The organism is Ruminococcus sp. AF17-22AC (genome assembly GCF_003460065.1).
GTDB lineage: Bacteria > Bacillota > Clostridia > Lachnospirales > Lachnospiraceae > Blautia_A.
This window is the reverse complement of sequence record NZ_QRXT01000001.1, coordinates 219766-233582: the sequence shown is the minus strand read 5'-3', so window position 1 is coordinate 233582 and position 13817 is coordinate 219766. Positions and strand designations below refer to the sequence as shown.

13 protein-coding genes are annotated in these 13817 nt (G+C 43.9%); all 13 read right to left on the bottom strand.

Annotation, left to right across the window (positions count from 1 at the left end):
• Positions 1–6 precede the first annotated feature (6 nt).
• The gene (trmD, locus tag DWW86_RS01155) at positions 7–771 is read right to left on the bottom strand and encodes a tRNA (guanosine(37)-N1)-methyltransferase TrmD (protein ID WP_072521238.1); all 765 of its coding nucleotides are present in this window, start codon (positions 769–771) and stop codon (positions 7–9) included.
• Positions 772–1278 carry a ribosome maturation factor RimM gene (rimM, locus tag DWW86_RS01150; RefSeq protein WP_072521239.1) on the bottom strand — a complete coding sequence of 169 codons (507 nt, stop codon included), beginning with the start codon at positions 1276–1278 and terminating at the stop codon, positions 772–774.
• A gap of 50 nt (positions 1279–1328) precedes the next feature.
• The gene (locus tag DWW86_RS01145) at positions 1329–1559 is read right to left on the bottom strand and encodes a KH domain-containing protein (RefSeq protein ID WP_015542590.1); all 231 of its coding nucleotides are present in this window, start codon (positions 1557–1559) and stop codon (positions 1329–1331) included.
• A 75-nt stretch (positions 1560–1634) separates the two neighbouring features.
• Positions 1635–1880, bottom strand: coding sequence for a 30S ribosomal protein S16 (gene rpsP, locus DWW86_RS01140; protein WP_015542589.1), 246 nt, complete (start codon positions 1878–1880; stop codon positions 1635–1637).
• A 45-nt stretch (positions 1881–1925) separates the two neighbouring features.
• Positions 1926–3272, bottom strand: coding sequence for a signal recognition particle protein (ffh, locus tag DWW86_RS01135; protein WP_072521240.1), 1347 nt, complete (start codon positions 3270–3272; stop codon positions 1926–1928).
• Between the two features lie 3 nt (positions 3273–3275).
• Positions 3276–3599: a YlxM family DNA-binding protein gene (gene ylxM / locus DWW86_RS01130; protein WP_015542587.1), complete on the bottom strand. Its 324-nt coding sequence runs from the start codon at positions 3597–3599 to the stop codon at positions 3276–3278.
• 79 nt (positions 3600–3678) lie between these two features.
• Positions 3679–4296, bottom strand: coding sequence for a metallophosphoesterase family protein (locus DWW86_RS01125; RefSeq protein WP_072521241.1), 618 nt, complete (start codon positions 4294–4296; stop codon positions 3679–3681).
• An 8-nt stretch (positions 4297–4304) separates the two neighbouring features.
• Positions 4305–6236: a BMP family ABC transporter substrate-binding protein gene (locus DWW86_RS01120; RefSeq protein ID WP_072521242.1), complete on the bottom strand. Its 1932-nt coding sequence runs from the start codon at positions 6234–6236 to the stop codon at positions 4305–4307.
• Between the two features lie 39 nt (positions 6237–6275).
• On the bottom strand, positions 6276–7487 hold the full coding sequence (gene ilvA, locus DWW86_RS01115; RefSeq protein WP_072521243.1) for a threonine ammonia-lyase: 1212 nt from the start codon (positions 7485–7487) through the stop codon (positions 6276–6278).
• Positions 7488–7514: 27 nt separating this feature from the next.
• A complete protein-coding gene (gene ftsY / locus DWW86_RS01110) occupies positions 7515–8468 on the bottom strand; it encodes a signal recognition particle-docking protein FtsY (protein ID WP_178705574.1) in 954 nt (317 codons plus the stop codon).
• A gap of 24 nt (positions 8469–8492) precedes the next feature.
• Entirely contained in the window at positions 8493–12053 is a 3561-nt protein-coding gene (gene smc, locus DWW86_RS01105) for a chromosome segregation protein SMC (RefSeq protein ID WP_072521245.1), read from the bottom strand.
• Between the two features lie 29 nt (positions 12054–12082).
• Complete coding sequence (gene rnc, locus DWW86_RS01100) at positions 12083–12754, bottom strand: ribonuclease III (protein ID WP_072521246.1); 672 nt, start codon at positions 12752–12754, stop codon at positions 12083–12085.
• An 18-nt stretch (positions 12755–12772) separates the two neighbouring features.
• Positions 12773–13807 carry a phosphate acyltransferase PlsX gene (gene plsX, locus DWW86_RS01095; protein WP_117942019.1) on the bottom strand — a complete coding sequence of 345 codons (1035 nt, stop codon included), beginning with the start codon at positions 13805–13807 and terminating at the stop codon, positions 12773–12775.
• Positions 13808–13817 lie beyond the last annotated feature (10 nt).

Below are 13817 nucleotides of genomic sequence, written 5' to 3'. Positions count from 1 at the left end.
GCTCCTTTATTCCTTTGAAGCCTCATTTTCTGCGGCTTTCCACTCTTTTTTCCATTGACGTACCTGACTCCATTCTTTGTTTGTCAGGTCTGCTTTTTTAAGAAGATCCGGTCGTCTCTTTGCTGTTCGCATGACCGACTGCTCACGTCTCCATGCCTCGATATTGGCGTGATGTCCGGAAAGAAGCACCGGAGGAACCTTCTGCCCATGCCATTCTTCCGGACGGCTGTACTGCGGGTATTCGAGAAGATTACCGGCAAAAGACTCTGTCTCACCGGATTCCTGATTGCTCAGAACCCCGGGCACCATTCGGGAAATGGAATCCATCATAACCATTGCCGGAAGCTCGCCTCCGGTCAGTACATAATCACCGATCGATACATAGTCAGTAACGATTTCATCCAGTACACGCTCATCAATACCCTCATAATGGCCGCAAAGAAATACCAAATCCCTTTCTTGGGCAAGCTCTTTCGCCATCTCCTGATGAAAGACTTTTCCCTGAGGGGTCAGATAAACGACTCTTGGACGATAACCGATTTTTTCTTTGATAGCTTCATATGAAAGATAGACCGGCTCTGCCTGCATCAGCATTCCGGCCCCGCCTCCATATGGATAATCATCTACTTTCTGGTGCTTGTTAAAAGCATAATCACGGATATTTACAGCATTTATAGAAAGATAACCGCCTGCAATCGCACGCCCGATGATACTCGTATGCATCCCCTGCTCGATCATCTCCGGAAAAAGTGTTAAAATGTGAAAATTCATTTATAAAAGCCCCTTCATCAAATGTACTGTCATGGTATTTTTCTCAAGATCTACATCAAGAATACATTCTTTGATCGCCGGAAGAAGAACTTCTCCATGCTCATTTGAGTCAATGATATAAACATCATTTGCTCCTGTCTCCATGACATCGCGAAGCGTTCCGAATTCTGTTCCGTCTTCGAGGACAACTTTCAATCCCTGAAGATCAGCAATATAGTATTCATCCTCGCCCAGCTCCTGTGCTTCTTCTCGCGGTATCCAGAGATCTTTTCCTTTGTATTTTTCGATGTCATTAATGTTGTCAATGCCATCGAATTTTAAAATGACAAGGTTCTTAAAAAAACGGACATTTTTGATGTCCAGTCTGCGAAGTTCCCTGCCGGTGTCCAGAAGTACATATTCCAGCTCAAGAAAACGTTCCGCGTCATCTGTTGTAGGAAAAACTTTGATTTCGCCGCGAACTCCGTGAGTTGTGGTGATCACGCCGACTTTTAATAAATCTTCCATAAAAAACTCCCTTTAAAAAAGGAGCTATGTCTCCACAGCTCCGATCCTTTTTATTGCAGAATGTCTACAATTACTTTTTTGCTGCTCTTTGAAGAAGCCGCTTTTACTACAGTACGGATTGCCTTGGCAATACGTCCCTGTCTTCCGATGACCTTTCCCATGTCGGAAGGTCCTACTTTCAGTTCGATGATAACTGCATCATCTTTTTCGTTTTCGGTGACAACCACCTCATCCGGATGTTCTACAAGAGACTTTGCAATTACTTCAACCAATTCTTTCATTACATACCTCCCTGTACTGTCTATGAAAGGACTTCACAGAAATACCTTCTAACATAATAGCTTCGGAAGTATTTCTTATTTCTCGATTCCTGCTTCTTTGAAGATCTTAGCAACAACGTCTGTAGGCTGAGCACCTGCAGCAAGCCATTTTTTAGCTTCTTCTTCGTTTACTTTGTAAGCACTTGGCTCGATGTTCGGATCATATGTTCCGATTTCAGCGATGCATTTTCCGTCACGTTTGCTGCGGGAATCTGCAACTACGATTCTATAAAAAGGTGCTTTCTTCTGTCCCATTCTTCTTAATCTGATTTTTACTGCCATTTTTGTTTTCCTCCATTATAATATCTTTGTTTGTATTTACATTTATTAAAAAGGAAGCTTGAAGCCGCCTCTTTTACCCATTTTACCGCCCATCATACCGGGCATCTGCTTCATAAGCTTTCGACTCTGTTCGAACTGCTTGACCAGACGGTTTACTTCTGTAATATCCACGCCTGCGCCTCTGGCAATTCTGTTTTTGCGGGAAGGATTCAGGATTCCCGGATTACTTCTTTCTTTAGGTGTCATGGAAAGAATGATCGCTTTCGTTCTGTCGAGTGCTTTTTCATCAATCATGCCTTCCAGATCTTTCATCTTACTGCCTACACCCGGAAGCATATTTAAAACACTGCCGATACCTCCCATTTTATTCATCTGTTCCATACTGGTGAGGTAATCGTTGAAGTCAAACTCCATCTTTTTAAGCTTTTTCTGCATCTCAGCTGCCTGATCCTGATCAAGAGCTGCCTCAGCCTTCTCAATAAGGCTCATTACATCTCCCATGCCGAGGATTCGGGATGCCATTCGTTCCGGATAGAACTGTTCGAGATCGGAAAGCTTCTCTCCCATACCGACATAAAGAATCGGTTTTCCTGTAACTGCTTTAATGGAAAGCGCCGCACCGCCACGGGTATCACCATCCATCTTGGTAAGGATGACTCCGTCAATGCCAACCTTTTCAGCAAAAGTCTTTGCAACATTTACTGCATCCTGACCTGTCATTGCATCCACTGTCAGAAGTGTACAGTCTACATTGACATTTGCCTTGATATCTGCAAGTTCCTGCATCATGTTTTCATCCACATGAAGACGTCCTGCGGTATCAATAAGTACTACATTCTGCTGATTTGCTTTTGCGTGCTCGATGGCTGCTTTCGCAATATCAACCGGGTTTTGTTTATCACCCATGGAAAAGACTTCTACTCCCTGCTTCTCTCCATTGACCTGAAGCTGTGTGATCGCAGCCGGACGATAAACGTCACAGGCAACCAGAAGCGGTCTTCTGCCTTTGGATTTTAATTTACCTGCAAGTTTGGCAACGGTCGTTGTCTTACCGGCGCCCTGCAGACCAGCCATCATAATAACAGTGATTTCGTTTCCCTGCTTCAGCGGAAGCTCGGTTGTCTCACTTCCCATCAGACTTACAAGTTCTTCGTTTACAATCTTGATTACCATCTGACCGGGATTCAGACCGTTCATAACGTCCTGTCCTACCGCACGTTCCTGAACCGCCTTCGTAAACTGCTTAACAACCTTGAAGTTGACATCCGCTTCCAGAAGAGCCATCTTTACTTCTTTTAAAGCAACTTTAACATCCTCTTCTGTAAGACGTCCCTTACCGCGGAGCTTTTTGAAAACATTTTGTAATTTATCTGTCAAGCTTTCAAATGCCATACTTTATAACTCCTCTAATATCTCACTGGAGATTTCTGAAATATCACTGGCACCGTACCCTGAGGCAAGCTTTTGAATTTTCTGTACCTGCCTGCGGATATTTACAAATTTCTCAACCAGATGAAGTCTTGCTTCATAATCTTCCAGCGTATGATTACATCGTTTGATCATATCATGTACGCCCTGCCGACTGATTCCGAGATCTTCAGCCACTTCGCTTAAGGAGTAATCTTCCAGAACTACGCTTTCATATACCTGCTGCTGCCGTTCTGTAAGCAGTTCTCCATAAAAATCGTATAACAATGTCTGTTCAACAAACTTTTCCATTTGTAACCACCTTGGCTATCATACATGATTTATATTTGTGTGTCAAGTATTTTTTCTTGACATCGAATTTTTTTATTTTTTATAAAGTGTCTGCCGGATTTTCCGCTTCAAACTCAAATACACAGCGGTCATATGCATTAATCACATGTGTATCCATATATTTGTCATATCGTTTGTGCTGTCTTCCGTAAGACATATGCACATGTCCATGAAGGAAGTATTTCGGATGATACTTTTCGATCAGGCTACGAAAAATTTTAAAGCCCTGATGAGGAAGATCTCTGGCATCATTCAGCTGATAAGCCGGCGCATGCGTGACAAGAATATCAAATCCCCTTCTCCAGAGTATCTTCGGAAGAAGTTTGAATACTCTGTGCCGCATCTGCCACTCCGTATACTGATATTGCCCGGGCTTATATCTCATGGAACCGCCGAGTCCCATGATGCGGACACCCTCATGAACATAAATTTTATCGTCAATGCAGATGCATCCGTCCGGTGGGATCCGTTCATATTTGTCATCATGATTTCCATGTACATACAGAACGGGAGCCGAAGTAAACGTTGCAAGAAAGGAAAGATACCTCGGATCCAGATCCCCGCAGGAAATGATCAGGTCAATTCCCTCAAGCTTGCTCTTTTCGAAATAATCCCACAGATATTTTGATTCTTCATCTGCTATGGCAAGTATTTTCATAAAACTGCTTATCCCTTCTGTTTCTCCACACCAGATTGTTCCGTAACCGGTTGTGCCTGCTCAGTCAGTTCCCATGATGCCGGAATCGCACCGACAACATTATCCGCCAGCCAGTTCATGGTCATGATCTCTTCCGGTGAAAGAATTTTGTTCGGATCTGACTGTATCATACCATCCTGTGAATACAGAATCCCCGAAAACGGATGATATTCGCCCGTCGCAATCGCATGTTTTAACATAGAAAGCAGTTTCTGTGTACCAATCGGAAGTTTCTGTGAATAGATCACATCAATTACTTCTGCAGAAAGTCCCCACCAGTAATTGATTGCTTTAGTCTCATCTTTGTTGTCATCATATTTCCATGTACCATCCATGATCGTGCGGATCAGCTGCTCATAAAATTTGCCCCAGTGCCAGAGCGGCATTGCCAGATTGTGCGGTCCCTCTTCTGTCAGATGATACAGCCCGAAATAGCGGGATGCATCTTCCGGAATAACCATATCTTTACCAGAAACAACGGTAACACCCTTTTTCTGAACATTTTCCATGGCAAGCCTGATATCTACATCTTTTAATGTAGACCATTCCAGATAAACCCTTGCACGGGGATTTATCATCTTTGCCCCCAGTGCGAATGCATTGATATTCGCAATGGTACCGAAAATCGGATAATCTGCAATGTATGCAAGCTGTCCGTTTTCGGACATTGCTCCGGCAACAGCTCCCATAAGAAACTTGGCTTCATACATACGTGCATAATAAGTACGGATATAACGGTGTGACGTATTCAGCGAACAGTTCAGAATTTTTACATTTGGATGGTCGATAGCCGCCTGCACACTTGCTTTTACAAACTCCGGTGTAGTTGTAAAAATAATGTTGCAGTCCTTTCGGATGGCTTCGTAAATTGCTTTTTCTGCAAGATCCTGTGTAAGATTTTCATAGCATTCTGTTGTGACTTCTTCCGGGAAAGTCTGTTCCAGATGCAGTCTTCCAAGTTCATGCGCGTAGGTCCACGCAGAAGTAGCCGGTGTCTTTGCATACAAAAATGCAATCTTCAGCTTCGGCGTACTTGCCGGAAGCAACCGATCCAGCAGAGATTTCTTTTCGGTTCTGGACGGATCCATCTTGAGATCAATTTTCTGATTGTGTTCCAGAAGTTTGAATTCTTCCCAGGTTTTTGCAACCAGTTCTTTCATTTCATTGGTAGTTTTCTGATCAATCACTTCATAATTATAAATTGTCAGGAATGCAAGAAATGCATCTCCGGTCGTGATAGACAGTTTCTTTCCGCCAAGTGCTTCATATTCTATTGAAAAACGCGAATAAACAGAGCTGAACAGCAACCGGTCATCATCTGTCCAGACATCTTTTGGCCCCTTGCCGAATGCAGCCTGAAGTCTAACAAAACTTCCAGGTTTCGTAAACCAGATATAATTGATCTGGGTAACTGCATAGAAATCCACAAACTCATAGTAAAGTTTATTTTCTTTCTGGTCTGTCCGCGGAGGAAGGATTCTGGTCACATATCCGGGCACAGATACCGCATCAAAATATTTCAGGACGCTGACACGTTTGTTGCCTTCCTGTACATAAAATTTATTCATGTATTCGTAAGCTTTGATCGGTTCACGAATTCCTTTATCAATATGACTCTGGCTTAAGGTTGCCCATTTGTATGCAAATTCTGTGTTTTCTCTTAAGATCGGCATAAAATTGCCGGCAAAAGCATTGCTCCTGCCATCACTTTTTGTTCCGACTATCTGATCGATTGGTATCTGTACAAGTCCGAGTGGAACTTCAGAATAAGATCCCTTCGGAGGCAGGATATCATCAAGAACCTGAAGTGTCGGTAATTCCCCCCGCATCATTCTTGCCTGATAATCCTTTTTGCCGAGTTTATAAGCTTTCTGATAATCTTCCATTGTAAATGATGCCATACTCATTCACCTCTGTCTGAATTCTGAATAACGGGATACTTACAGGCTTGCGCGGATTACTTTCGGTCTGCATCCTGCATCTTCTAATGCCTGTACAATTTTTTTCTTATGTTCTGTACCGTATGCTTCCATCGTTACTTTCAGCTCCACAGCCGCATAACGGTTAGTACTGATAAACTGGTTGTGATCAAGTTTGATGACATTACCCTGATTTTCCGCAATAATAGATGCCACACGCACCAGTTCACCCGGTTTGTCCGGAATCAATACGGAAACGGTAAAGATACGGTCTCTCTGAATCAGTCCATGCTGTACCACTGAGGACATTGTGATCACATCCATGTTACCGCCACTTAAGATAGATACCACCTTTTTACCGGTGAAGTTCAGATGACGGAGTGCTGCAACTGTCAGAAGGCCGGAGTTTTCTACGATCATCTTATGATTTTCTACCATATCAAGGAATGCAACAATCAGTTCATCATCATCAATGGTGATCACATCATCCAGATTTTCCTGCAGATACGGGAAGATATGCTCTCCCGGTGTCTGTACAGCGGTACCATCTGCAATCGTATTTACATGTGGAAGTGTCACGACCTCACCTTTTTCAAGCGATGCTTTCATACATGCAGCTCCGGATGGCTCCACACCGATAACTTTGATATGTGGATTGAGGAGTTTTGCAAGTGTGGAAACACCTGTTGCAAGACCGCCTCCGCCGATTGGAACAAGAATGTAATCTACAAGAGGAAGCTCCTGTACAATTTCCATTGCAATTGTACCCTGGCCTGTTGCAACGGCAGGATCATCAAACGGATGGATAAAGGTATATCCCTCTTTTTCTGCAAGCTCCAGTGCATAGGCACAAGCTTCATCATAAACGTCACCTTTCAGAATAACTTCAGCACCGTAACTCTTTGTACGTTCTACTTTGATAAGTGGTGTGGTGGTCGGCATAACGATCACGGCTTTTGCTCCGAATTTGTGTGCCGCATAAGCCACACCCTGTGCATGGTTTCCTGCTGATGCTGCGATCAGACCTTTTGCACGCTCTTCCTCTGTCAGGGTACTGATCTTGTAATATGCCCCACGTACTTTGTATGCACCGGTACGCTGCATGTTTTCTGGCTTCAGATATACTTTGTTTCCGGTGAGATCTGAAAAATAGCTGCTTTTGATCAGCTTGGTTTCCTGAGTTACTTTTTTTACAATTTCTGATGCCTCTTCAAAGCTCTCTAATGTAAGCATTTTTGCTCCTCCTGTAATTTCCTCGGTCTACTCTTCTGTGTGTAATTCGTTCTGGTCAATATCAAACAGTGCATTTACGAATGCATCAGCATCAAATTTCTGCAGATCGTCGATCGTTTCTCCAACTCCAATATATTTTACCGGAATATCCAGCTCGGACTGGATTGCAACTGCAATTCCGCCTTTGGCTGTCCCGTCCAGTTTTGTAAGAATAATACCATTTACATTTGCAACTTCTGCAAACTGTTTTGCCTGTGCAAGCGCATTCTGACCTGTCGTTCCATCCAGAACAACAAGTGTTTCAAGATAAGCTTCCGGATATTCTCTCTCAAGAATACGGTAGATTTTGCGAAGTTCCTCCATCAGGTTTTTCTTGTTGTGGAGACGTCCTGCTGTATCACATATCAGTACATCCGCATTACGTGCTTTGGCTGCCGCCACTGCGTCATAGACGATGGATGCCGGATCAGCACCTTCCTGACCGCCGATCAGGTCTACTCCTGCACGCGATGCCCACTGTGCAAGCTGTTCTCCTGCTGCTGCACGGAATGTATCTGCTGCTGCAAGGATAACTTTCTTACCCTGGTCTTTGAGTTTACCGGCGAGTTTACCGACGGAAGTGGTTTTTCCGACTCCGTTTACGCCGATCACAAGAATTACGGATTTGCGGTTTTCAAACTCATATTCTGTACTGTCAACCCGCATCTGCTCTTTGATACTGTTGATCAGAAGCTGCTTGCATTCCATCGGGTTTTTGATATGCTGGGCGGATACCTGTTCTTTCAGATGCTCAATGATGGATGAAGTGGCATTGATTCCGATATCACCCATGATGAGGATTTCTTCCAGTTCTTCGTAAAAATCCTCATCAATGCTGGAATATCCGCTAAAAATGGAATCAAAGCCAGCCACGATATTGTCACGCGTTTTGGTCAGTCCACTGACCAGCCGCTTAAAAAAGCCTTTCTTTTCTTCTGACATACTCATGCCTCCTTATTTATGAATTTATTTTGTCAGCTGATTTTCTACCAGATCTACCGATACAAGGGTAGAAACACCTTTTTCCTGCATGGTGATACCATACAGACGGTCCGCAGCATTCATCGTGCCACGTCTGTGTGTAATAATAATAAACTGCGTATTTTTTGTTAATTTCTGAAGATAAGATGCAAAACGTCCGACGTTGGAATCATCCAGCGCTGCCTCAATCTCGTCAAGAAGACAGAACGGTGATGGTTTCAGGTTCTGGATTGCAAAAAGAAGGGCAATTGCCGTCAGTGCTTTTTCTCCACCGGAAAGCTGCATCATATTCTGAAGTTTCTTTCCGGGAGGCTGTGAAATGATCCGGATTCCTGCTTCAAGAATATCCTCATCCTCTGCAAGCTCCAGTGTTCCCTTTCCGCCACCGAACAATTCTTTAAAGGCCTTGTCAAATTCCCTCTGAATATCACGGAATTTTTCAGTAAACTGTTTGCGCATTCCCTCGTCCAGCTCCTGAATGATTCCTTCCAGTGTTTCTTCTGCTTTGACAATATCTTCGTACTGCGCGGATAAAAATGTATGACGTTCAAGAAGATTTTTGTAATCTTCGATTGCGTTGACATTGACGGAACCCAGCTTACGGATTTCATCCTTGATACGAAGAACATCTTTTTTGATCGTCTGCCGGTCTGTCAGCTCCTCTTTTCGGTACTGAAGGGCATTGTTCGGTGTGATTTCATATTCTTCCCACATATAGGAAATCTGGGATTCCCGCTGCTCTTCAATTTTTTCTGCCTGACTGCGCAGACGGAAACACTCTTTATCAAGCAACGATGTCTTTTCAGAGAGATGATCCCTCTTTTCGAAAAAAGACTTGTGGCTGGTACTGCGTTTTTCCTTTTCTTCCTGCCATTCGATACGTCTGGCATCCAGAACCTCTTCCTTACCTGTACATTCGGTAACAGCTTTTTTGAGTTCTTCAATACCGTCCTCTTTTTTATGTATTTCTTCGGCACTTCTGGAAAGATTTTCAGTGATTTCTTCGGACTCCCTGTGGTATGCTTCAATCTCATTTTCCAGACGGCTGATATTTTCCTGAAGGAAATGGTTCTGCTGCTCCAGAGATGATTCTTCCAGACGGATCTTTTCAAGTACATGATTTTTCTCTGTCTCTTCTGCCTTCCATTCCTCTAATTCTTTTTGCTTTGTCTCGATGAAAACTTCAAGTTCTTTTTCATCTTTCTGGGAATCTTCCAGTTCACGGGCGATGCTGCTGTGATCCTGACGGATCTCGCCTGCCTGCTGTCGCAATTCCTCCTGTTCGCGTTCGATCCGGCGGTAACTGCTCTGAATTTCATCTTCTTTTTCCTGAATCTGGGCAAGATTCATCTTTGCGGTATTCTGCTCGACATACTTCTGTTGCAGCTGCTGCTGGAAATCAGCAATGGTATCTCGAAGTACATTACGTCTGCTGCGATTTTCACCGATCGCACGCTGCGTCTCTTCAAGTTCTTTCTTGAGGATTCCGACGCTTCTCTCCAGTTCTTCAATCTCACGTCGTCTTCCGAGCAGATTACTGTTATTTTTGAACGCACCACCTGTCATGGAACCGCCCGGGCTTAAAGATTCACCCTCGATTGTAACCATACGGAGACTGTGACGGTATTTTTTACCAATAGCAATCGCATGGTCAATATTATCTACGACCAGCACACGACCAAGAAGATACATAACGAGTTCGCTGTACTCAGCATCTGCTTCTACAAGCGTATTTGCTGTTCCGACAACACCCGGTTCACGCAGGACATCTTTCTGCGCAAGGCCACCACGTCCACTGATATTGGAAAGCGGAAGGAAAGTTGCCCTTCCGTAGCGGTTCTTCTTCAAAAAGCTGATCATACGCTTCGCAGTCTGTTCATTATCTGTAACAATATTCTGGATACTGCCACCAAGTGCTGTCTCGATAGCAACTTCATAATCTTTCTGTACATGAATAATATCGGCAACTACGCCCCGGATACCCGGTTCACGGCTTTTTTGCTCCATAACGCGACGGATACTGTTACCGTAACCATCATACCTCTCTGTAATGTTGCGGAGAGATTCCAGACGGGATGCCTCCCTGTGATATGCAGTTTGTCCGATTTCCATCTGAGAATTCTGTTTCTTTAATTTTTCCTGAATCTGATGGATTTCTTCATCGAGACGTACACATTCTGCATTTGTTGACTGAATTACATTGGTCACCGCATCATATTGTTTCTGCGCTTTCTCACGGTCACTTTCCAGAATTGCTTCTTCACTCTTCAAACGAAGGATACGCTGACTGACTTCTGCCTTACGGATATCAAGCTGTTCCATCATGGCATCAAATCGCTGTGCTTTACCTTTGGTTGTCGCACGGCTGTTGAGAATCTCAATGATCTCATTTTTGCCGTCTTCCACTGCCTGTGTACATTCATCTACATTGGAGACAATATTTTCGAGAGATTCTGTCTCTTTTTTCAGATTGTCTCTGGTTTCTTTTAATCTATTGTAAAGAGCTGCCCTTTCTTCGGTCAGCTTTTCTTTTTCTTCGCTTCGCTTCTGAAGATCGTCTTTTAACACTGTCAGACGTGATCTGAAATGTTCACTGTTTTGTCTGCCGGATGATATCTGTTCTTCAAGGACTTTGACCTGCCCCTCATACTGCTGTTTGAGAAGTGCATTTTCCTGCTGTTCCTCTTTCAGCGCATCCAGCTTTGTATTCAGCTCTTCCAGTTCCTGTTCCAGGCGCTCATACTCTGCCTTTGTCTGTTCGTATGCCGACTGCGCCTCGTCAAGTTCCTGCTGTGCCTGCGAAAGCTTTGTTTCCAGCTCATTCAGAAGTTCGCCTGTACGCTGGTGATCCAGAAGGAAAAGGTTGATATCCAGTTCTTTCAGTTCGTCTCTTTTTGCAAGATAAATTCTGGCTGTTTCGGACTGACGTTCCAGAGGTCCGAGCTGTTTGGTCAGCTCACTTAAAATATCTGTCACACGCACAAGATTCTGTCTTTCTTCATCCAATTTCTTGAGTGTGGTTATTTTTCTTCGTTTAAATTTGACGATTCCGGCAGCCTCGTCAAAAAGCTCCCGTCGTTCTTCCGGCTTACCACTCAGGATCTTGTCAATCTGTCCCTGTCCGATAATAGAATAACCTTCTTTACCGATACCGGTATCATAAAACATCTCCTGAATGTCTTTCAGACGGCAGCCGCTTCCATTGATCAGATATTCGCTTTCACCGGAACGGTAAAGTCTTCTGGCAACAGTCACCTCGTTATAGTCTACCGGAAGTTTGTGATCGCTGTTATCCAGTGTGATTGAAACAGATGCAAAGCTTAAAGGCTTTCTGTTTTCTGTACCGGAAAATATGACATCCTGCATATTTCCGCCTCGAAGCTGCTTGGCGCTCTGTTCACCGAGTACCCATCGTACTGCATCACCGACATTACTCTTGCCACTGCCGTTCGGTCCGACGATTCCGGTGATTCCGTTGTGAAATTCAAAGTTGATTTTCTGAGCAAAGGATTTGAAGCCATATACTTCAATATTCTTTAAATACATATCTCACCTGCCCGTTTAATTTGTGGCTGTCAGAATTTCTTTTCCTGAATCGCCTGATAGGCAGCTGCCTGTTCTGCTGCCTTTTTAGTGTGACCCGTGCCATTTCCCACAACCTGACCGTTAACCTGAACGACTACAGTAAAGCATTTATCATGATCCGGTCCCTCTTCACCTGTAAGTACATATTCAATCGGCTGAAGTCCCTTTTCCTGTACAAGCTCCTGAAGAATCGTTTTGCTGTCATAAAAAAGCTGTTTATGTTCAATATCATTCAGAATAAAATTCAGAACAAATTTTTTCGCATTGGAAAAACCACCGTCCAGGTAGATTGCGCCAAGAAGCGCCTCTGTCGCATCGGAAACGATAGAATCACGGTTACGTCCTCCTGTCATGTTTTCTCCCTTACCGAGAAGCAGAAATTCCGGAAGACCAAATTCTCTTGCGCAATATGCCAGGCTTGGTTCACACACAAGACTTGCACGTTTTTTTGTCAGCTCACCTTCCGGGATCTGCGGAAATTTTTTGTAAAGAAAATCACTGCTGATCAGTTCAAGTACAGCATCTCCAAGAAACTCCAGACGTTCATTACATCCAAGTTTTCCGAGTTTTTTTTCATTTGCATAAGAACTGTGTGTCAGCGCCTGTCTCAGCAGTTTTTTGTTCTGAAATGTATATCCTATAATCTGTTCCAACTGTTCCATTTTATTGTCCTTCTTTTTTTATTCTTTATCCGGTGCCTCAAAATGAACCGGCTGAATACGTTCTGCAATTTTTTCGTTGATCTTCTGCTGTTTGAACTGCACACACTGGAAAATCGCGTGTTTGATCTCAACAGCCTTCGCGCTTCCATGCGTCTTGACAACAAGTCCTTTGAGTCCGAGAAGCGGAGCCCCACCGTATTCGGTAGCATCAAAACTCTTCAGAGTCTGTTTCAGTGCAGGTTTTACCAGAAGTGCTCCAATCTTGCTCTTCATGGTACTCATCATTCCTTCTTTTATTTTGTGGATCAGCTCAGAGCTGACACCTTCATAAAGTTTGAGAATGACATTTCCGACAAAAGCTTCGCAGACAATAACGTCTGCATAGCCGGCTGGAATATCCCTTGCTTCAATACTTCCGATAAAGTTGATTCCCTCTGCTTCTTTAAGAAGCGGGAAGGTCTCTTTGACAAGTGCATTGCCTTTTTCTTCTTCTGCACCATTATTGACAATCGCAACACGTGGATTTTTGATTCCGACAACATGCTCCATATAGATGGAACCCATTTTTGCAAACTGTACCAGATGAGATGGTCTTGCATCTACATTTGCTCCACAGTCAATCAGAAGCGAGACTCCCTTGGCGGTCGGAATCAGCGGGGCAAGCGGCGGTCTCTCAACGCCTTTGCTTCTGCCCACCAGCACCTGCCCGCCTACAAGAACTGCTCCGGTACTTCCGGACGAAACAAACGCATCTGCTTTTTGTTCTTTGACCATTTTCAGCCCGACAACGATGGAAGAATCTTTCTTCTTACGGATTGCAAATACCGGAGGTTCTGCTGTTTCGATTACTTCTGTTGCATTTACCACCTCAATCCTGTCTGTCGGATAATCCTGGTATTTCTTAAGTTCTGAATAGATCACTTCCTCCTGTCCTGTAAGAATCACCTGAATATCATCCCGCTCCTTCACAGCGTCCACTGCAGCTCTGACCGGTTCCACAGGTGCAAGATCTCCGCCCATGGCATCTACAACAACTTTTACTAATTCTGCCATATTGTTCCTC